Raw genomic sequence first — 20369 nt, 5'->3', positions numbered from 1 at the left:
AGGTCAGCCCTGCCGCCCTCCGGGCGACAGGGTTGAAACCGACCGAAAGTTCATAGGTTTTTATTCTCTTTGGCCTGCTTGGGTGTGATATGAACTGGCAGGACGCGGAGCGGGAGTACGACGACGAGGTCATCGGGCGAACGAACCTCGCCCGGATGTTCGAGGAGGCCGCCGACCGGTACGACGACCGGCCGGCACAGCTCTACAAGGGTGGCGTGTACGACCGGTCGCTGACGCGGTCGGTGCTCCCGGAGGTCCCCGACGAGGAGTTCCGGGCCATCAGCTACACCGACATGCAGTCCATCGTCCGCAACCTCGCGGCGGGGTTCCGCGACCTCGGCGTCGGCCCGGGCGACCGCGTGGGGCTGTTCGCGAACACACGGATGGAGTGGGCGCAGTGTGACTTCGCGCTGCTGGCGGCCGGTGCGGTCGTGACGACCGTCTACTCGGGGTCGTCGAAGGAGCAGGTCCGGTACCTGCTCGACGACCCGGACGCCGAGGGAGTGGTCGTCGAGAACGCCGACGCGATGAACCGGGTGCTGGAGGTCGAGGACGACCTCGACCTGGAGTTCATCGTGGTGATGGACTGGATCGAGGGGTTCCACGACCGCGAGGACATCTACACGCTGAACGAGGTCCACGACCGCGGCGCGGAGGTGTTCGACGTGGACGCCTACCAGGAGTGGGTCGACGAGCGCGGGTGGGACGACCTCGCGAGCCTCATCTACACCTCCGGGACCACGGGCCAGCCCAAGGGCGTCCAGCTCACCCACGGGAACTTCCGGGCGAACGTGAACCAGATCCGCAAGCGGTACGGCCCGCGCCCGGACAAGGGCGATACCCCGGTCATCGACGAGAACACGCGTAGCGTCTCGTACCTCCCACTGGCGCACGTCTTCGAGCGCACCGCGGGGCACTTCATCATGTTCGCCTCGGGGGCGGCGGTCGGGTACGCCGAGAGCCCCGACACCCTGCGCGCCGACTTCGCGCTCGTCAGGCCCAACGCGGCGACCAGCGTCCCGCGGGTGTACGAGAAGATATACGACGCCATCCGCGAGCAGGCCTCCGAGTCGGAGTTCCGCCTGAAGATCTTCGAGTGGGCGACCGACGTGGGCAAGGAGTACCACGAGACGGAGAACCCGGGCGTGGCGCTCCGGGCGAAGGCGGCCGTCGCCGACCGCCTCGTGTTCAAGAAGGTGCGCGACGCCCTCGGCGGGAACGTCGACTACCTCCTCAGCGGCGGTGGGTCGCTCTCGGCCGAACTCTGTTCGCTCTACCACGGGATGGGCCTGCCCATCCTCGAGGGATACGGGCTCACGGAGACCTCGCCGGTCGTCAGCGTCAACCCGCCGGAGGAGCCGAAGATCGGCACCATCGGGCCGCCGCTGCCGGGCGTCGAGGTGAAGGTGGACGAGAGCGCCATCGACCAGGAGCCGTTCGCGGACGACCCCGGCACGGTCGGCGAGTTGCTCGTCAAGGGCGAGACGGTGACGCAGGGCTACTGGGAGAAACCCGGCGAGACGCGCCGGGCGTTCGTCGAGGACGACGACGGCGAGCGCTGGTTCCGCACCGGCGACATCGTCCACCAGCGCGAGGACGGCTACCTCGAGTTCCGCGAGCGCTCGAAGCAGTTGCTCGTGCTCTCGACGGGGAAGAACGTCGCGCCGGCGCCCATCGAGGACGCCTTCGCGTCGTCGCAGGTCGTCGAGCAGTGCATGGTCGTCGGCGACGGCGAGAAGTTCGTCGGGGCCATCATCGTCCCGAACTCCGAGCGACTCCGGACGCTCGCCGCGGAGGCGGACGTCGACCTGCCGGAGAACCCCGGCGCGATGTGCGCCCACGAGTTCGTCCGGGAGACCATCCAAGAGGAGGTCGACCGGCTCAACCAGAACTTCGAGAGGCACGAGCAGATCAAGGACTTCCGGCTCGTCCCCGAGGAGTTCACCGAGGAGAACGACATGCTGACGCCGACGATGAAGAAGAAGCGTCGGAACATCATGGAGCGCTACGAGGACGAGATCGCGGCCCTCTACGCCGAGGACTGACCGACCCGATAAACCGGTGTAAACACACGAATCTGCCATAAACTATTATGGTGTGTACCGTGTGTATGGTGCCAGACTATGGATTGGCGGGAGGCAGAACGGGAGTTCTCGGACGAGGTACTCGTCGAGAACACCCTGCCACGGATGTTCGAGGAGAGCGCAGGGCGACACGCAGAGAGGTCGGCACAGCAGTACAAGGGCGGGGTCCACGACCGGGCCCTGGCGACGACCGACGCCATCGACCCGGCACCAGACGGTGAGTTCGCGACGCTGACGTACGGCGAGATGCGGGACATCGTCCGGCGCCTGGCGGCCGGGTTCCGGGCGCTCGGCCTGCAACACGGCCAGCGTGTCGGGATGTTCTCCGACACACGGATGGAGTGGGCGCAGTGTGACTTCGCGCTGCTGGCCGCCGGCGCGACCGTGACGACGGTGTACAAGTCGTCCTCGCCGGAGCAGATACAGTACCTGCTGGGCGACCCCGGCGCGACCGGCGTGGTCGTCCAGAACGAGGCGCTCCTGGAGCGCGTCCTCGAGGTCGTCGACGCGCTCGACACCCGGTTCATCATCTCGATGGACTCGCTCTCGGCGGAGTACGCGGACCGCGACGGCATCTACACGCTCGCGGACGTGTACGAGCAGGGCAAGCAGCGCTTCGACGAGGACGAGTACCAGGGGTGGATCGACGACGTCGCGATGGACGACCTCGCGAGCCTGGTGTACACCTCCGGGACCACGGGCCAGCCCAAGGGCGTCAAGCTCACCCACCGGAACTTCCGGACGAACGTCAACCAGTGCTACCGACGCTACGGGCCGCGACCGGGCAAGCCGGCCAGCGCGCCGATGGTCGACGAGAGCACCCAGACCGTCTCGTACCTGCCCCTGGCACACGTCTTCGAGCGCCTGACCGGGCACTTCCTGCAGTTCGGTGCCGGCGCCTGCGTCGCCTACGCCGAGAGCGTCGACACCCTCAAGGACGACTTCCAGGCCGTCGAGCCGACCACGGCGACGAGCGTCCCGCGGGTGTACGAGAAGATATACGACGCCATCCGCGAGCAGGCCGAGGAGTCGTCGTTCAAAGAGCGCGTGTTCAACTGGGCGACCGAGGTCAGCCGCGACTACTACCGCGCGGACCGCCCCGGCGCCCTGCTGAAGGCCCGCTACTGGCTCGCGGACAGACTCGTGTTCAGCGACGTGCGCCAGGCCCTCGGCGGCAACATCGACTTCCTCATCAGTGGCGGTGGCACGCTCTCCGACGAACTGTGTACCCTCTACCACGGGATGGGCCTGCCCATCTACGAGGGGTACGGCCTCACCGAGGCGGCCCCGGTCGTCTCGACCAACCCGCCGGAGGAGCCGAAGATCGGCACCATCGGGCCGGTCGTCCACGACATGGAGACGGAGATCGACACGACGGTCGTCCCCGAGGGCAAGTTCACCGACGCGCTCGGCACCTTCGGCGAGTTGCTCATCAAGGGGCCGAACGTCACCGACGGCTACTGGAACAAGCCCGAGGAGACCGAGAAGGCGTTCACCGACGACGGCTACTTCCGGACCGGCGACATCGTCCAGAAGCGGCCCGACGGCTACCTCGTCTTCCGCGAGCGCGCCAAGCAGCTGCTCGTGCTCTCGACCGGGAAGAACGTCGCGCCGGCGCCCATCGAGGACGCCTTCGCCTCGGTCCGTATCATCGAGCAGGTGCTCGTCCTCGGTGACGGTGAGAAGTTCATCTCGGCGCTCGTCGTCCCGAACTTCGAGGCGCTGCGCGAGGCGGTCGACACCGACCTGCCCGACGACCTGAAGGCGGTCTGTCGCCAGCCCGAGGTCCGCGACCTGGTCCAGGCGGAGGTCGACCGGGTCAACGAGCGCTTCGAGCCCCACGAGCAGATCAAGGAGTTCCGCCTCGTTCCCGAGGAGTTCACCGAGGAGAACGGCATGCTGACGCCGACGATGAAGAAGAAACGCGGTGCGATCCGGGAGCGCTACGAGGACTTCGTCTTCGATATCTACGAGGAGGCAAAAGCGGCCGGAACGTCTCGTTCGGACGACTGACTGGCGGAACCGACCGACCGCAAACGGGTCGTTTATACTACAGGCGTTCTTCGTCCCGTCCACATGGCGGACACCCGAGGTGACGTGTCGTGGTAGCCCTTGCAGCGGCTGCAGGCGGGAGCAGCAGCCTGCTCGCACTCGTCGCACTGATTCTCGCACTGGGCGTCGTCGCCCAGGTCCTCGGCGACCGGTTCCGCGTGCCGAGCGTCCTGTTCCTCATCATCACCGGCATCCTCGTCGGCCCGGAGGTGCTGGGACTGGTCGAGTTAGAGACGTTCGGTGGGCCGACCCCCCTGTCGGCCATCGTCGGCTTCGCGGTCGCCATCATCGTCTTCGAGGGCGCGTTCCACCTCAAACTCGACAAGCTCGGCGAGGCGCCGTCGGCGACGTTCCGGCTCGTCACCCTCGGCGCGGCCATCTCGTTCGTCGGCACGGCCATCTCCGTCCACTACCTGCTCGACGCGTCGTGGGGCATCTCGTTCCTCGTCGGGTCACTGCTGGTCGCGACCGGGCCGACGGTCGTCACGCCCATCCTCGAGGTGGTCGCGGTGCGCGACCGCGTCGAGGCGGTCCTCGAGACCGAGGGTATCGTCAACGACGTGACCGCGGCCATCCTCGCGGTCGTCATCTTCGAGACGTTCCGGGTGCAGGAACCGGGCGTCTCCGAGTACGTCCGGCTGTTCGCCGAGCGACTCGGGACCGGCGTGCTCGTCGGGCTCATCGTCGCGGGGGTGGTCTGGTACCTGCTCCGGCACGTCGACCTCTCGCCGGACAACGCCCCACAGAACGCGCGACTGCTCACCCTGGCGGGGGCTGTCGTCGCGTTCGCGGTCGCGAACAGCATCTACTCCGAGGCGGGCGTCGCGGCGACGGCGACCGCCGGCATCCTCCTCGGCAACGCCGACCTGCCCTACGAGGAGCAGATAGAGTCGTTCAAGGGCGACGTGACGCTGCTGGTGCTCTCGTTCGTCTTCATCGCCCTCGCCGCGTTGCTCGAGTTCGAGAAACTGCTCGACCTCGGCTGGCAGGGCATCGCGCTGGTGCTGGTCGTCGCGCTCGTGCTCCGACCGGCGCTCGTCTTCCTCAGCACGACCGGGGACCGGTTCACCTCGGCGGAACGCTGGTTCATCAGCCTGGTCGGCCCCCGCGGTATCATCCCGGCGTCGGTCGCGACCCTGTTCGCGCTCGAACTCTCGAACGTCGACTCGCCCATCTACAACGAGGCCGGTGCCAACGTGCTCGTCGGCACCGTCTTCCTCGTCATCCTGATGACGGTCGTCTTCGAGGCCGGACTCGCCAGACAGATAGCAGAAGCACTCGACGTGATTCCAATGCGTGTACTCGTGATCGGAGGCGGCAAGGTGGGCCGACAGCTCGCCGCCCGCCTCGACGACCGAGGGGAGAACGTCGTCATCATCGAGAAGGACCCCGAGATCGTCGAAATCGCTCGTGAGGCCGGCTACACGGTCCACATGGGCGACGGCACCGACACGGACGTGTTACGTTCGGCGGGTGCCGGCAACGCGAAGATCCTCGTGGCAGCCACCGGTGACGACGACGCGAACCTCCTCGCGGCACAGCTCGCCAACAGCAAGTTCGACATCGACACCATCATCGCCCGGGCGAACAACCCGGACAACGTCGAGGCCTTCGAGGACCTCGGCGTGCGGACCATCTCCTCGGCGATGGCGACCGCGTGGGCCATCGACAACGAGATCGAACGCCCCGCGCTCGCGAACTGGATGACCCACATCGGGCGCACCGGTGACGTCCAGGAGATCCAGATCACCTCCGACCAGTTCGTCGGGCGGACCGTCCGCGAGATCGGCCCGGAACTGCCGGAGGGCTGTCTCATCGCGCTGGTCAGTCGCAACGGGGAGACGCAGGTCCCCGACGCGGACTTCACGCTGCAGGATGGTGACCGCATCACCCTGCTGGGTCGCCGCGAGGGCGTCCGCGAGGCGATGGACCTCTGTAACCCGAGCGGCTGATCCGTTCTCTCCACTTTCACTCCGGCGTCAGACGTCGCGCCTGCTGGCGGGTTCTGCAACAACGTTTATCGGGAGTAGCCCGTAATCTGGGAACATGAACCACGCAGTCGGTCCACTGCTCACGGTCGACGTCGGTACCCGCGAGACGCGGACGACCGACGTCGACGACGTCCTCGAATCCTTCATCGGCGGCCGGGGGGTGGGGACGAAACTCGCCCACGACCGCGTCCCGTTCGACGTGGACCCGTTCGCCCCGGAGAACTCGCTGTTCTTCGCGACGGGGCCGATGCAGCTGTCCCAGATGTCGTTCACCGGCCGGATGAGCTGTACCGGCGTCTCGCCGCTGACCGGCGGGTTGCTCTCTTCGAACGCGGGTGGCTTCATGTCCCGGAACTTCGCCGGGGCCGGCTACGCCGCGGTCGAGGTGACAGGCCAGAGCGACGAGTTGCTGGCCATCCACGTGACCGACGAGGGCGTCGAGTTCGAGGAGGTCTCGAGCCTCGAAGGCGCGACGACCTCCGAGGTCTCGGCGTACATGCAAGACACCCACGACCTCGAGGAGGACCAGATCGCCTGCATCGGTCCGGCCGGCGAGAACCTGGTGCGCTTTGCGTCCATCATGACGACGGAGACGCGTGCCTTCGGCCGTGGTGGCCTCGGTGCCGTCCTCGGGTCGAAGCACGTGAAGGCAATCACCTTCGGCGGGGACGCCTCGCCCGAGGTGACCATCCCGGACGTGCAGATGGACGTCCACCGCGAGGCCGCGACCAGCGACCACATCATGCGCCGGCAGGGGACGACCAGCGTCACCTCCTACGCGAACCACGTCGAGGCACTGCCGACGCGGTACTTCTCCGAACTCTCGTTCGAGGGGGCCGACGGCATCGGCGGCGACGCCGTCGAGGAGAAGAAGTACAAGAAGGGCACCTGTTCGGCCTGTGCGTTCGCCTGCAAGCTCCCGACGAAGGACGAGGAGTCCGGGCTGGAGACCGAGGGGCCCGAGTACGAGACCGTGATGGCGTTCGGCTCGAACGCGGGCATCGACGACGTGGTCGACGTGATGCAGTCGAACGAGCTGTGTGACGAGTACGGGATGGACACCATCTCCTGTGGCGACGTGGTCTCGGCGTACCTCGCCAGCGAGAACGAGTTCGGGAACGCCGAGCTGGTCCACGAGACGGTCGAGAAGATAGCGATGCGCGAGGGCATCGGCGACACGCTCGCGGAGGGGGTCGCGCGCTGTCACGAGGAGCTGGGCGTCGAGAACTGGTCGGTCAAGGGGATGGAGTTCTCCGCGCACGACGGTCGCACCCTGAACGGGCAGGGGCTCGCGTTCGCCACGTCGAACCGCGGCGCCGACCACATGTACGCGGAGTTCTACGCGCTGGAGTACCCCCTCGTCGGCAAGGACCAGGCGCTTCCGAAGGAGGGGCTGGAGGGCAAGGGCCCGAAGGTCGCCGAGAAGGAGAACCACAACGCGGTGCTCGACTCCGCCGTCATCTGCAAGTTCTCGCGTGACTTCGTCGACGACGAGACGCTCGCGGCACTGCTGGCGGCGGACTACGACGACCTGCTCGCCATCGGTGCCCGCATCGTCGAACTGGAACGGCACTTCAACAACCAGCGCGGCTTCGACCGCGAGGACGACACCCTGCCGTACGACCTGCCCGACTTCGACACCGCGCTCTCGGAGTACTACGAGGCCCGCGGCTGGAACGACGACGGCACCGTCCCCGACGACCACGTCGCCGGGCACACCCCCGCGGACGACTAGATGAACTCCGCGGTCATCTCCACGCTGCCGGACGACCACCACCAGCGCGTCCTCGACATCTGGGACGAGTTGCACGCCGAGTTCGGCATCGACCCCGCCGGCGAACTGCCGCCGCCGCACATCTCCTACCACGTCGCGGAGCGGTACGACAAGACGACCGTCGAGTCGCGCCTGCACTCGGTGACCCCGGAGGTCGACCCCTTCACCGTCCACACCGGCGGTATCGGCGTGTTCACGGCCGCGCCGGTCGTCTACCTCCCACTGGCGCGGTCGCCGAAACTGGCCGCGTTGCACGACCGCGTCTGGACGAGTCTCACCGACTTCGCCGACCACGCCGACCACTACTACCACCCCGACCGGTGGTTCCCGCACATCACGCTGGCGTACTACAGCCTCGACGCGGAACTGGTCGGCGACGTGGTGTCGTACCTGTCCGAGCGGTCGTTCGACTGGGAGATGCGCGTCGAGGACATCGCCCACCTGGAGTCGAACGACGGCGAGACGCGCATCTGCTCGCGCGTGGAGTTCTGAGACGGGTCAGTCCGCCGGCGTCTCCTCGACCTCGGTGGTGACCTCGAGGAACACCTCTTCGAGGCTCCGGCCTTCGCCCGACTCGGCGCGGCGTTTCAGCTCCTCGGGCGCGCCCTCGGCGACGAGGCGGCCGTCGTGGAGGACGCCGATCGTATCGGCGAGTTCGTCGACCACGGGGAGGATGTGCGTCGAGAGGAAGACGGTCATGCGCTGGTCGGCGAGGTCGGCGATGGTGTCGCGCATCGTCCGGGCGGCGCGGGGGTCCAGCCCCGAGGTTGGTTCGTCGAGGAACACCACGTCGGGCCGGTGGAGCACGGCCTGGATGACGCCGGTCTTCTGGCGCATCCCCTTCGAGTAGGCGGAGATGCGCTTGTTCGCGTCCTCGTGGAGGTCGAACCGGTGGAGCAGAGAGTCGATGCGCTCTGCGGCCTCGTCGTCGGGGATGTCCCGCAGGCCGGCCATGTAGTGCAACTGCTCGCGGCCGGTCAACTCGTCGTACAGCGGCGGTTCCTCGGGGAGGTAGCCGATGTCGGGCGTGACGGCGTCGCGGTCGGTGACGGGCGTGCCGGCGACCCGGGCGGTGCCCGCGGTCGGCCGGATGAGCGTCGTCAGCATCCGCATGGTCGTCGTCTTGCCCGCGCCGTTCGGGCCGAGGAACCCGTACACCGCCCCGGCCTCGATGGAGAGGTCGAGGTCGGCGACGGCGGTCTCCCCGTCGTAGCGCTTGGTGAGCCCGTCGGTCTCGATGGCGGGGACTGCCATACGCCCGGATTCACCCGGCGGTGTCAAGAAACTTCGCGGAATCGGTTCGAAAAGGTGGCCGGTCGTCTGTCCGTGGCCGCGTCTCAGTCCGCGACCAGCACGCGGTCCTCGGACGCGAGTGCTTCGAGCTCGTCCAGCCGTTCGGTGACGCTGACCGCGGCCGACCCCTGTCCGTGGGGGACGACCCACAGCAACTCCCCGTCGGCGTCGTACGACGCCAGCGCGACGAGCGGGAGCACCTGCATCGTCACCGGGTCACCACCCCGGGTGAGCACGGCGGTCCGCGAGAACGCGTGGAGTTCGACGTCCGCGTCCCGGGCCCACTCGCGGTACTCGGCGAGTCGCTCGCTCGCCTTTCGCTCGGACTCGGTACTGGCGTCTGCGGGGTCGATGGGCGCGTACTTGCCCCACTGCTCTACCTGGACCTCGTCGACGACGCCAGCGTCCGCGAGTCCCTTCGTACACTCGACGAGGCCCTTCTCGTGTCTGCACATCCATTCGCACGACGGCCGGAGCCAGAGCTCCAGCCGAGTCCCGGTCGGAAATTCCCCGGTCATGCCTGTACCAACGGGACGGACGAACCTAAGGTGTATGGGTGTGTGTCACAAACTAACACAGTCCGTGGCTGACACGTTCTCCTGAACGGTCGCCGGGGGAGGTCGACGCAGGCTATCGGTTTCGCCGGTCCTGTCACCGACGCTGGAGGTGGACCTCTCGGAACCTCGTCCACATCTAACGAGACGTTGGCCCCGGCCGAAACGGTCCGCCCGCGTGATTACTCGCATCCGTCGGAACAGCCCGCAGATACGTCAGTCGGCTGTCTGCTGGTGCGCTATCACCGACAGGTGCGGAAACAGGACCAGTTACAGGGGTGAGCTATCTGCCCACCATCCTGTTCTTTGCCAATCGTGTCTGCGGGGCGCACACCCTGCAATCTTCGACTTTCTGGAAGTGTGGAAGACGGTCTTCAGAGCGGCCTGGAAGGCGTTTTGCGGCCCCTCCTCGTTCGTGCGCAATCACAGACCAATCAGGCCCTCGTCCAGTCTGTTATCTGACTATTTCGCGCCTCTTCACCGAATCCATCGCTGGGAAGCCATCTCGCAGCCAGGGACGGACCACGGACACATCAGGGAACGTGATTGTCACGGGAACAGACACGATTCGCCGGGAACTGTCTCCGCACTGAACTCACTCGTCGCTCGCAAATGCTGGGAAGAGAAGTGACCGCGAACGCCCTTACTCGCCTTCGACTTCGAACTCGATGGCGGCACCCTGACCGAAGCCGACACACAGCGTCGCCAGCCCGCGGCCGCCGCCGCGCTTTCTGAGCTCGTGGATGAGCGTCACGGGCAGGCGGGCGCCGGAGGCACCCAGCGGGTGGCCGATGGCGATGGCGCCGCCGTTGACGTTGAAGATGTCGTTGTCGATGCCGAGTTCGTCGCGGGCGTAGACGGTCTGGGAGGCGAACGCCTCGTTCAGTTCGACGAGGTCGTAGTCCTCGATGTCACGGCCGTTGCGCTCGAGCAGGCCGCGGGTGGCCGGGACCGGGCCGATGCCCATGACGGTCGGGTCGACGCCGGCGACGTTGTTCATGCCGACCTCGGCGAGGATCTCGAGGTCGTGCTCCTCGGCGAACTCCTTCGAGGTGACGAGCGTCGCGGCTGCACCGTCGGAGATCTGGCTGGAGTTCCCGGCGGTCACGTCCTCCATGAACACGGTCGGGAGGCCCTGGAGGGTCTCGAAGTCGGTGCCGGGCCGGATGCCCTCGTCCTCGGAGACGGTCCCCTCGGGCGTCTCGATGGGGATGATCTCGTCGTCGAAGCGGCCCTCCTCGGTGGCGGCCGCGGCGCGCTGGTGGCTCTGGACGGCGTAGCGGTCCTGGGCCTCGCGCGAGATGTCGTACTCCCGGGCGACCTTCTCGGCGGTCATGCCCATCTGGAGTTCGATCATGTTGTACATGTCCTGGAAGTCGGGGTGGAAGCTCCGACCGTCCATCCCGCCCTCCATCGGCACGTTGGTCATGTGCTCGAAGCCGCCCGCGATGACGCAGTCGCGGTTGCCCGCGGCGACGGCGTCGCTGGCGGAGATGACGGACTGCATCGAGGAAGCACACCAGCGGTTGATGGTGGTCGCCGGGACGGTCTCGCCGAGTTCGGACATGAGGGCGATGACGCGGGCGACGTTGTTGTCCTGGTGGCCGCGCTGCTGGGCGCAGCCCCACATGAGGTCGTCGACGTCCTCGCCGCTGAGACCGGTGTCCGCGAGGATCTCGTCGATGAGGGGGACGGCGAGGTCCTCGCCGCGGATCTCCGAGTAGACCCCATCCTTCTTCCCCTGCGGTGTCCGGTACGCTGCCGCGATGACGGGCGTGTTCGCTGCCATGATGAGTACCTCGTGGTCCTGCCCCTTAAATCACCGTAGAACCCCGAGTAATCTGGCCAGGAGTTTACTCCCGCTGGGGGCAGTGGCGCGGCGGCCCCTCTCGCGGGCTATCGCGTGAGGTTTCGACGTGCGTTCCGGGCGGCTGCCCGGTTTCAACCCTGCAAAAGTTGCATCGTTTCGACGGTCGTCGGGTGGCTGCGACGCGGTGAGAACGGGTGCCGCCCGGGGGCGGCGTGGTGCGCCGGGTCAGGCGCTGAAGTCGTTGCAGACCGGGATGCCCATGGTGTCGTAGTCGCTCATCGCGGCGAGCTCGTCGGGCACCTGGTGGATGTCGATGGTCTTCTCGACCAGCTCGGTCGGGTCGAGCTTCCCGCTGTCGATCATCCGGAGCATCTCCGGGTAGCGCGAAGGCTGGAGTCCGAGCGAACCGACGAACTGGATCTCCTTGGCGACGAACTCGTCGGTCGGGAGCGCCACCTCGCCGGCCTCCTCGGAGGTGGTCAGCCCGACCTGCACGTGGCGGCCGCCCTTCCGGAGACTGTCGACCGCGTTCCGGCAGGTGGTCGCGATGCCGAGCGCGTCGACCGAGACGTCGGCGCCCCCGTCGGTGATGTCGTGGACCTCCTGTACCGGGTCGGTCGCCTCGGCGTTGACCGTCGCCACCGCCCCCAGTGACTTCGCCTTCTCCAGTTTCTCGTCCATGATGTCGACCGCGATGGGGTGTGCCCCCAGCGCGTCGGCGATGTGGATGGCCGAGAGGCCGATGCCGCCACAGCCGTGGACGACGACGTACTCGCCGTCGCCGACGTCGCCCTGGTGGGCCATCGCGTGGTAGGAGGTCATGAACCGACAGCCGATGCCGGCGGCGGTGTCGGTGGCGATACCGTCCGGCAGCGGGACGGCGTTGATGTCCGCGTTCGGGACGTGGACCTCCTCGGCGAAGGCACCCGGTGCCTCGTTCATGAAGCCGAGGCCGACGTGGTTCTCGCAGATGTTCTCTCGCCCGTTACGACAGAGGGTGCACTTCCCGCACGCGAAGTTGAACGGGATGGCGATGCGGTCGCCCTCGGCGACGGACTCGACGTCCTCGCCGACCTCGACGACGGTTCCGCATGGTTCGTGGCCGAGGATGTGGGGCGGGTCCGGCCGGTAGCCGAACCAGTCCCAGTCCCCCTGCCAGCAATGCCAGTCGCTCCGGCAGACGCCACAACCGTCGACCCTGGCGACGATGCCCTCCGGTGTCACCTCGGGCCGGTCGACATCCTGCACCTGGAGCGGTTCCTTGAATGCCTCGAGTACGACTGCCTGCATGGCAACATGGTATTTGTTTGCACACCACACGATTCTTTACCCTGTCTACGCAAGCACCGCCCCGCGAGCGGCCCGGAACCGGCCGCCAGCCGAACCCAAAAAGCGTATACCCGCCGTGTTACTCTGCGCCACTAATGTCAGACGAGTCCCCGCACTCGCCAGACCGTCCGTCGGCCGACGCCCCCCAGGCCGACGGCGGCGCCAGCGGGAGCGCCGAGTCGGTCGACGAACCGGGGCGGCCGGCCGCCGACGAGTCCGCGGCCGCGGCCGTCGCGGACGAGCAGTCGCCCGCGGACGAGTCCACCGCCGATGGAGCAGCCGAGCAGACCAGCCGCCGGGACAGCCTCGTCCCCTTCGCCTCCACCGATAAGGCACTCGGCGCGCTGGTCGTCTTCGCCGTCCTCGGGCTGGTCGCCAGACTGGTGTGGCTCGGCCAACGCGTCGCCCACCAGGACGAGGGTCGCGTCGCGTACTGGATCCTCAGGTACCTCGAGAGCGGCGTCTGGGAGTACCGACCAATCGTCCACGGACCGTTCCTCTTCCACGTCAACAAGTACGTCTTCCAGTTCCTCGGGCCCTCGGACTTCACGTCCAGACTCGTGCCCGCCATCCTCGGCGCGTCCATGCCGCTGGCGGCGTGGCTCTACCGCAAGCACCTGCGCGACACCGAGGTCGTCGCGCTCGGCCTGCTGTTCGCGTTCAACCCCGTGTTGCTGTACTACTCGCGGTTCATGCGCGAGGACATCCCGCTGGTCGTGTTCACGGCGTTCGCACTCGGGTTCTTCCTGCGCTACGCCGACGACCGCCGGCGCTGGCACCTCGCGGCCGGGGTCGGCGTCTTCGCGCTCGCCATGACGACGAAGGAGAACGTGCTGCTCTACCCGGTGTGCTGGCTCGGCGCGGCCGCGCTCTTGCTCGACCACCGGCTGTTCCGGGCACCGGCCCGCGGCGAGTCCACCCTCACCGTCCTCGTCGACTACCTCGACTGGCTGGCGCCGTTCGACCTGCGCGGGAGCTGGGCCGAGCTCCGGCGCGCCAACGGCGGCGCCCTCGTCGACCGCCACCTCGGCTGGTGGCGCGGCAACTGGCAGTCGGTCGGCTTCGCGTTCTCGCTGGTCGTCGAGTTCGTCGCCATCATCGTGCTGTTCTACGCGCCACGGGGCGGCGGCTTCACCGAGGAGGGCGTGGCCGGCTGGCCAGGCCCCGAGCAGGCCGGCATGGACATCGGCCTCTGGCACGCCATCGGGACCGCCGACGTGGGCATGTTCGGCGCCATCGTCTGGGAGTCCCTCGTCGGCTCCTGGAACGAGTTCCTGGGCACCTGGGGCGGCGGCCACGGCAACCCGTTCCTCCAGTTCTTCGAGCACTACGTGACGGTCATGCTGGACGGCGCACTCGTCGTCCTGCTGTTCGCCATCATCGGGTTCATCGTGGACCGGTACTCCAACCACGGCCCGCGTGACTTCGTCGCGCTGTGTGCGTACTGGGGCTTCGTCAGCATCCTCGGCTACCCCATCGCGACCGACATCCGCGCCGGCTGGGCGACCACCCACGCCATCTTCCCGCTGGCCATCCCGGCCGCGGTCGGCCTCGCCATCGTCTTCCGGTGGGGCATCGACGCCTTCACCGACGACGACGCCGTCGGCGTCGCGCTCTCGGCCGTGGTCGTCCTCGTGGTCCTCATGTTCATCGCCGTCCCGGCCGGCAACCTCGTCTACGCCCAGCCACAGGACCCCGACAACTCGCTCATCCAGTACGCCCAGTCCTCCAGTACCGACCTGAAGCCGACGCTCGCCGACGTCGAACGGGTCGGCTACCAGCACGGCGGCCCCGACGAGACCGACGTGATGTTCTACGGGAACAAGTACTACGTCTCGAACGAGTCCGAGAACCTGCAACCACACGCCGGCGGCGGCTACTTCGAACGCCGGACGTTGATGTGGTACATGGAGATGTACCAGCATCGGGCGCTCGACGACCCCGACGCCGCGTTCAACTGGGACTCGACGCTGTCGCTGAGCACGCTCAACGAGACCCAGCCCCCGGTCATCATCGCCATCGGGAACGGCAACAACAGCCAGGACGCCGAGGAGATACACGACTGGGCGCTGGAGAACGGCTACGAGGCCCGCGAGTTCCAGCGGTTCCTGACCACCAACCGGACCGACGAGGGCTACGGGCCCGGGACGCCGTTCATGATCTACATCGACGAGTCGGCGCTGAACGAGTCCGCGAGCGATTCGGCGGACCCAGACCGGTCCGCATCGCTCGCGCCCCCGTCGAGTGACCTCACAGCTATCGAGCCTGCTGCGGTCGCCCCCGGCCGGACGGTCGAACCGGTTCGCGGACCGGTCGCAGCAGGGCCGCGGTTCGCGGGCTGAGGTCGCGTCGTCGATTCCTCCTGGCTGTTCTTCGCCCCTCGTGTGACCCTGGTTCGACGGCCTGCTATCGCTCGCACCGGGGCAGCACGCGCCAGACCGGTTCTCTCGACGCCAGCGCCGCGTAGCGCGGCGCTCCCCTGTCACGTGCTCTCGCCCCACGAGAAGCGCGGATACCGCGGAGTTCGACGGTCTTAAGCGCGTGTGGCAAGTACGCTACGGGGAATGAGTACCGCGGCGCTATCGGTCGTCGAGTTCCTGTTGACAGCCCACGTGTACACGAACGACCGTGCGCTGGACGAGAACGACCTTCCCCCTCGCTATCGCCGGGTTTTCTACACCGACGGGACGGTCGAGCGTCCGCTCACGGTCACGAACAAGACGGCGCGCGCGGCCACGGGTATCGACCACCCGTGGGACGCCGTCTCCGACCTGATGTTCACCGACCGCGACGAGTTCTCCGGGAAACTGAACCTCACGCAGCCGGAGATGGCCGAGCGCTGGTTCAAGGAGCGCGCGGACGACGCGATGCTCCTCCAGAACCCCGTGCTCGCGTCCGCCTTCGAGGACGACGAGGACGTCGACGTGAGCTACGGGTCGGCCCGGGATGCCAACCGGCCCATCCAGGCCGACCGCGTCTGGATCGACTCGCTGCTCGACGAGATGTTCGAGGACGAGGAGGACGAGGAGATGCTCGACCTCGTGGACATCCGGGCACCCGAGGAGATCGACCAGACGCTGGACGACATCGTCCTCACCACCGAGCAGGAGGAGGAGATCCAGAAGGTCGTCAAGGCCATCGAGCACCGCGACTACCTCGCGGAGATCGGCCTGCGCGAGATCGGCAAACTGCTGTTCGTCGGCCCGCCGGGGACGGGGAAGACCTCCGCCGCGAAGGGGCTGGCGTACGAACTCGACCTGCCCTTCGTCGAGGTGAAGCTCTCGATGATCACGAGCCAGTACCTCGGCGAGACGGCCAAGAACGTCGAGAAGACCTTCGAGGTCGCCAAGCGGCTCTCGCCGTGTATCCTGTTCATGGACGAGTTCGACTTCGTCGCGAAGACCCGCGGCGGGGACGAGCACAACGCCATCAAGCGCGCAGTCAACACCCTGCTGAAGAGCATCGACGACGTCTCGCTCATCCAGGACGACGTGCTCCTCATCGGCGCGACCAACCACCCGGACCAGCTCGACGCGGCGGCCTGGCGGCGCTTCGACGAGATCGTCAACTTCCCGAAGCCGGACCACGGGATGCGCGCGGACATCCTCCGCATCATCACCCGGGCGATGGACATCGAGGAGTTCGACCCCGAGGCCATCGCCGACATCACGGAGGGGCTGACCGGCAGCGACCTCCGGCTCGTCATGCGCGAGGCCGTACTCGACGCCCTCACCGAGGAGCGGACGACGCTCACGCAGGAGGACCTGGAGGAGGCCGTCGCCGACTTCGAGGAGCGTGACAACCTGAAGAACCTCGACATGATGGACGACAGCGACGCGCTCGTCGCCGGTGACGGGAGCGGACACGACCACGACCACGACCACGACCACGACGACCACGACCACTGAGCATGGAGGTGACGCTGCTCGGGACCGGCGACACCACGGGGACGCCCACCGTCGGCTGCGACTGCGACACCTGCGAGGAGGCGCGGCGCCGCGACGTGGAACGCACCCGGTTCTCGGTGCACGTCTACAACGAGCGGACCGACGAGTCGCTGCTCGTGGACGCGAGCCCGGACTTCCGGTACCAGTTCCTCCGCGAGGGCGTCTCCCTGCCGGACACGATGGTCATCTCGCACATCCACTTCGACCACCTCGACGGTCTCGGGAACGCCTACCGGCTGTTCGACGAACTCGACGTGTACGCCGCGAACGAGACCGACCCCGTCACCGAGGAGAGCGTCGCCGACACCGTCTCGCGGAAGTACGACTACCTCGACGCCGTCACCGTCCACCCGCAGGCCCCCCTCGAGACGTTCGAGACGTGCGGGTTCGAGGTGACGCTGGTCCCGGTCGACCACCCGCCGCTGGTCTGTTACGGGCTCAGCATCGAGGACCCGGAGACCGGTGCGAAGCTCTCGCTGTCCGGTGACACGAGCTACGGCCTGCCCGCGGAGGCACGCGAGGTGCTCGCCGACCCGGACCTGCTGCTCGCCGACGGCATCGTCCCGAGCGAACTCTGCAAGTACCATCCCCTCGGCGGGAAGCACGAGCACGACGACGTCTACTACACCTTCGGCACGAAGCACATGACGAGAGAGGGCGCACTCGCTCTCGCGGACGACCTCGACGCCAGCGAGACGCGCATCGTCCACGCGGCGCACTACTACCCGGTCGAGCAGGCGTTCGCGGACCCCATCGCGGTCGACGGCGAGACCTTCTCGCTCTGACGAAAGACGTTTCTCGGTCCCACCCGCCAGCCGACACATGTCCATCGCCCCCGCGGCACTCGTCCTCCCCGCGTTCGTCCACGACGCCGACGTGCTCGACGAGCGCGAACCGTGGCTCGACCGCTACGACCTCGCCCGCGAGTACGACCTGCCGGGTGCGCCCGACCCGCTCCGGTACACCGACACCGACAGCGACAGCGCCGGCCTCGCTCTGCTCCCGACCGGGATGGGCAAGGCGAACACCGCGACCACGCTCGCCGCGGCGCTCGCCAGCCCCGACCTCGACCTCTCGGACACGCTCTTCCTCTCGGTCGGCGTCGCGGGCGGCCCACCAACCGACACCACCATCGGGTCGGTCGTCCTCGCCGAGGCCATCGTCGACTGGGACGTGAAGGTCCGCTGGGACGCCGCCGAGGGCGAGGGTGGCGTCCCCCTCCAGTTGAACCCGTACCGCGAGGCCGACCACGTCCACCGGCCCGACCCCGACCTGCTCGACTGGGCGGTCGCCCGTGCCGACGACACCGACCTCGCGGACGACCCGGCGGTCAGGACACACCGGGAACAGTACGAGGGCCGGGGTGCCCACGCGGACCCGCGCCTCCTCGTCGGTACCAACGTCTGCGGCGACGAGTTCTGGCACGGCCGCGTCCTCGCCGAGCGCGTCCAGTGGCTCTGCGACAGGTACGACGCCGGGACCTACTGTGCGACCGAGATGGAGGATGCTGCCGCAGCGAGCGCACTCGCCAGGTTCGACAGACTCGACGACTACCTGAGCGTCCGGGGCATCGCGAACTTCGACCGGCCGAAGCCGGGGCAGTCCGTCGAAGACAGCCTCGCGGACGAGGACTTCGAGGTCGGATTCGAACTGGGGCTGGAGAACGCGGTCCGGGTCGCGAGCACGCTGGTCGACGCACGACTCGACTGACGGTTCAAGTACGAGGCCGCGGCCATGCGCGGTGTGCCCTGATTCATCGACGCGGACGGGTCCGCGGTTGCACGGCGACCCCGTTCGCGCCACCCCGCCATCGTCGTCTGTTCGCCCTACGTGAACCGGTCGAGTCCCGACTGTCGCCGCGCCTGCCCCTCGGGGTCGGCGACCCAGGGCGTCCGCCGGTCGCGCTCTGCCTCCCCGTCGACGACCGGCGGGTCCGCCGCCTCGTACCCGGGACAGTCCGGCCCGCACTCGTTCCCGGGGTCGACGACCCGGCCCTTCCACTCGCAGTAGGGGACGCCGCCACCGCCGGCGACGGTCGTCTCCGCGGCCGCGGCACAGCCCGGGAAGTCGTAGCTCCGCCAGCCCTTGCCGTAGGCGCGCTCGGCGAGCCGGCGGCGCGCCCGCGCCTTCTGCCCGGGGTCGGCGATGCGGACCTCGGTCCAGCCCGCGTGCTCGTCCAGTAGCTCGACGCCGTGCTCGCCCGGCTCCAGCGCCGTCGGCTCGCGGACCACCTCGCGCGAGAGCGTCTCGGGGTCGAAGCGCCACACGCCGACCGCCTCCGGAATCCGGTTGAGGTGCGCGCCCGTGACGTGGCTCTCGGTCGCGAGCACCACCTCGTCGACCAGCCCGAGGCGCACGTCCTTGCGGAGCTGCGTCTCCAGGTCGCCGGGCGCGCCGAGGTCGGGCTTGTTCTCGATGGCCGTGATGCGCCCGAACCAGTCGTCCGGGTAGCGGCAGGTCTGGCGGACGTAGTCCCGGCCGTTGCGACGTTCCGTCTCGAAGAACCCGATGTCGGTCGCCCACTCCACGACGTGGCGCGCCCGGTCGGGGCGGCAGTCGAACCCGTCGCGGTAGTACCGTGCCCTGCCGGGGCCGATGTCGCTCTCGATGGCGAGGGCGGGGATGCGCTCGGCGGTGATGGCCGCGCGGTCGTCGAAGGCCGGCCCGGGTTCGACGCAGACCACGTCGAGGACGCGCCTGCTGCCGTGGACGCCGCCGCCGAGCTGGCGGGCGAGGACGGCGTCTCGCTCGCGTTCGAGGAACGCACAGAGGTGGAGTTCGAACCCGAATTCGCGCACGTCACTCGCTCGGGTGGCCGTGGCCTAAAACCTCGCGCCGAGACGGGGAGAGAACAGCCGGGGTGGTCGTGTGTCGCTGCTTATAGCGCCTCGCCGATGGCCTGGACCGCGAACACCGGCAGCGCGACGAGGCCGCCGATGAGGGCGACCCAGACCGCGATGCCGAGTGGGAGCGCCAGCGCCGGGACGGCCGCGAGGGCCGCGAAGACGACGCCGACCGCCAGCAGGACGGCGGCGACAGCCAGGGCGCTCTTCCCGGCCACGGCGGCCAGCGAGAGGTCGTTCGAGGGTGCGATGCGGTTCCGGTGTGAGTTCTCGTTCATCATCGACTGAACGTAGCACCCCGACCACAAATAGGTAATCTGAATTACATTTCTGTAACCCGTCGGACTGAAATCCGTTTCAGTCAGTCGATGGCCTCGCCGAAGTACTGGACGGCGAGGATCGGCAGGCCGATGGCGAGCCCGAGGACGGCGACCCAGGCCACGATGGCGAACAGGAGGCCGAAGCGCGGGATGAGCCACACCAGCATCATCAACGTGCCGGCGAGTACCAGCACGGCCAGTACCGCGACGTTGGCCAGGTCGATGGGGTCGGTCCGGCGCGACCGCCGCCGGGAGATGGCGGCTTTCAGACTCGTGACAGTGCGACGCATGTCACTCTCTAGGTCGCGGACGAGCAAAGTGCTGATTCACGCCGAGAATTCGTTTCTCCGTGAGGGAACCGGGACGGGGCCC

The 20369-nt window shown here is 67.9% G+C and carries 16 protein-coding genes; 9 read left to right on the top strand and 7 right to left on the bottom strand.

All coding sequences use genetic code 11. From position 1 onward, the window contains the following. Positions 1-89: 89 nt before the first annotated feature. From NOV86_RS08745 to NOV86_RS08725, 5 genes are all read left to right on the top strand, one after another. Entirely contained in the window at positions 90-2045 is a 1956-nt protein-coding gene (locus tag NOV86_RS08745; RefSeq protein ID WP_267640959.1) for an AMP-dependent synthetase/ligase, read from the top strand. Positions 2046-2123: 78 nt separating this feature from the next. Further along, positions 2124-4097, top strand: a complete 1974-nt coding sequence (locus tag NOV86_RS08740; RefSeq protein WP_267640958.1) for an AMP-dependent synthetase/ligase — start codon at positions 2124-2126, stop codon at positions 4095-4097. A gap of 89 nt (positions 4098-4186) precedes the next feature. Next, positions 4187-6088 (top strand): cation:proton antiporter domain-containing protein, encoded by a 1902-nt coding sequence (locus tag NOV86_RS08735; protein WP_267640957.1) that lies wholly within the window; start codon positions 4187-4189, stop codon positions 6086-6088. Between the two features lie 94 nt (positions 6089-6182). Next, positions 6183-7862: an aldehyde ferredoxin oxidoreductase family protein gene (locus NOV86_RS08730; protein ID WP_267640956.1), complete on the top strand. Its 1680-nt coding sequence runs from the start codon at positions 6183-6185 to the stop codon at positions 7860-7862. Beyond that, the gene (locus tag NOV86_RS08725; protein ID WP_267640955.1) at positions 7863-8393 is read left to right on the top strand and encodes a 2'-5' RNA ligase family protein; all 531 of its coding nucleotides are present in this window, start codon (positions 7863-7865) and stop codon (positions 8391-8393) included. Positions 8394-8399: 6 nt separating this feature from the next. Here NOV86_RS08725 and NOV86_RS08720 read toward each other — a convergent pair whose 3' ends face one another. The 4 genes from NOV86_RS08720 to NOV86_RS08705 form a co-directional block, all read right to left on the bottom strand. Then, positions 8400-9155: an ABC transporter ATP-binding protein gene (locus NOV86_RS08720; protein WP_267640954.1), complete on the bottom strand. Its 756-nt coding sequence runs from the start codon at positions 9153-9155 to the stop codon at positions 8400-8402. Between the two features lie 83 nt (positions 9156-9238). Next, a complete protein-coding gene (locus NOV86_RS08715; protein WP_368408733.1) occupies positions 9239-9712 on the bottom strand; it encodes an HTH domain-containing protein in 474 nt (157 codons plus the stop codon). Between the two features lie 679 nt (positions 9713-10391). Beyond that, entirely contained in the window at positions 10392-11537 is a 1146-nt protein-coding gene (locus NOV86_RS08710; protein ID WP_267640952.1) for a thiolase family protein, read from the bottom strand. Positions 11538-11783: 246 nt separating this feature from the next. Further along, entirely contained in the window at positions 11784-12848 is a 1065-nt protein-coding gene (locus NOV86_RS08705; RefSeq protein ID WP_267640951.1) for a zinc-dependent alcohol dehydrogenase family protein, read from the bottom strand. A 134-nt stretch (positions 12849-12982) separates the two neighbouring features. Here NOV86_RS08705 and NOV86_RS08700 point away from each other — a divergent pair, with 134 nt between their 5' ends. From NOV86_RS08700 to NOV86_RS08685, 4 genes are all read left to right on the top strand, one after another. Further along, entirely contained in the window at positions 12983-15229 is a 2247-nt protein-coding gene (locus NOV86_RS08700; protein ID WP_267640950.1) for a flippase activity-associated protein Agl23, read from the top strand. Between the two features lie 222 nt (positions 15230-15451). After that, positions 15452-16795 (top strand): ATP-binding protein, encoded by a 1344-nt coding sequence (locus NOV86_RS08695; protein WP_267640949.1) that lies wholly within the window; start codon positions 15452-15454, stop codon positions 16793-16795. Between the two features lie 2 nt (positions 16796-16797). Next, complete coding sequence (locus NOV86_RS08690) at positions 16798-17619, top strand: MBL fold metallo-hydrolase (protein ID WP_267640948.1); 822 nt, start codon at positions 16798-16800, stop codon at positions 17617-17619. Positions 17620-17656: 37 nt separating this feature from the next. Continuing rightward, positions 17657-18544, top strand: a complete 888-nt coding sequence (locus tag NOV86_RS08685) for a phosphorylase family protein (RefSeq protein ID WP_267640947.1) — start codon at positions 17657-17659, stop codon at positions 18542-18544. A 116-nt stretch (positions 18545-18660) separates the two neighbouring features. On the opposite strand, the gene NOV86_RS08680 is transcribed toward NOV86_RS08685, so the two are convergent. The 3 genes from NOV86_RS08680 to NOV86_RS08670 form a co-directional block, all read right to left on the bottom strand. Continuing rightward, positions 18661-19632 (bottom strand): DUF5787 family protein, encoded by a 972-nt coding sequence (locus tag NOV86_RS08680; protein ID WP_267640946.1) that lies wholly within the window; start codon positions 19630-19632, stop codon positions 18661-18663. 80 nt (positions 19633-19712) lie between these two features. After that, positions 19713-19958, bottom strand: coding sequence for a hypothetical protein (locus tag NOV86_RS08675; RefSeq protein ID WP_267640945.1), 246 nt, complete (start codon positions 19956-19958; stop codon positions 19713-19715). Between the two features lie 80 nt (positions 19959-20038). Further along, on the bottom strand, positions 20039-20287 hold the full coding sequence (locus NOV86_RS08670; RefSeq protein WP_267640944.1) for a hypothetical protein: 249 nt from the start codon (positions 20285-20287) through the stop codon (positions 20039-20041). Positions 20288-20369 lie beyond the last annotated feature (82 nt).

Origin of the sequence: Haloarchaeobius amylolyticus, from assembly GCF_026616195.1 — an archaeon.
In the GTDB taxonomy this organism is placed as follows: Archaea; Halobacteriota; Halobacteria; order Halobacteriales; family Natrialbaceae; genus Haloarchaeobius; species Haloarchaeobius amylolyticus.
This window is presented reverse-complemented; position numbering and strand designations above follow the sequence as displayed.

Coding starts and splice junctions, on each gene's coding strand:
- NOV86_RS08725 (WP_267640955.1), top strand. CDS start 7,863: ATGAACTCCGCGGTCATCTCCACGCTGCCGGACGACCACCACCAGCGC.
- NOV86_RS08710 (WP_267640952.1), bottom strand. CDS start 11,537: ATGGCAGCGAACACGCCCGTCATCGCGGCAGCGTACCGGACACCGCAG.
- NOV86_RS08745 (WP_267640959.1), top strand. CDS start 90: ATGAACTGGCAGGACGCGGAGCGGGAGTACGACGACGAGGTCATCGGG.
- NOV86_RS08670 (WP_267640944.1), bottom strand. CDS start 20,287: ATGCGTCGCACTGTCACGAGTCTGAAAGCCGCCATCTCCCGGCGGCGG.
- NOV86_RS08695 (WP_267640949.1), top strand. CDS start 15,452: ATGAGTACCGCGGCGCTATCGGTCGTCGAGTTCCTGTTGACAGCCCAC.
- NOV86_RS08690 (WP_267640948.1), top strand. CDS start 16,798: ATGGAGGTGACGCTGCTCGGGACCGGCGACACCACGGGGACGCCCACC.
- NOV86_RS08700 (WP_267640950.1), top strand. CDS start 12,983: ATGTCAGACGAGTCCCCGCACTCGCCAGACCGTCCGTCGGCCGACGCC.
- NOV86_RS08720 (WP_267640954.1), bottom strand. CDS start 9,155: ATGGCAGTCCCCGCCATCGAGACCGACGGGCTCACCAAGCGCTACGAC.
- NOV86_RS08675 (WP_267640945.1), bottom strand. CDS start 19,958: ATGATGAACGAGAACTCACACCGGAACCGCATCGCACCCTCGAACGAC.
- NOV86_RS08740 (WP_267640958.1), top strand. CDS start 2,124: ATGGATTGGCGGGAGGCAGAACGGGAGTTCTCGGACGAGGTACTCGTC.
- NOV86_RS08705 (WP_267640951.1), bottom strand. CDS start 12,848: ATGCAGGCAGTCGTACTCGAGGCATTCAAGGAACCGCTCCAGGTGCAG.
- NOV86_RS08685 (WP_267640947.1), top strand. CDS start 17,657: ATGTCCATCGCCCCCGCGGCACTCGTCCTCCCCGCGTTCGTCCACGAC.
- NOV86_RS08715 (WP_368408733.1), bottom strand. CDS start 9,712: ATGACCGGGGAATTTCCGACCGGGACTCGGCTGGAGCTCTGGCTCCGG.
- NOV86_RS08730 (WP_267640956.1), top strand. CDS start 6,183: ATGAACCACGCAGTCGGTCCACTGCTCACGGTCGACGTCGGTACCCGC.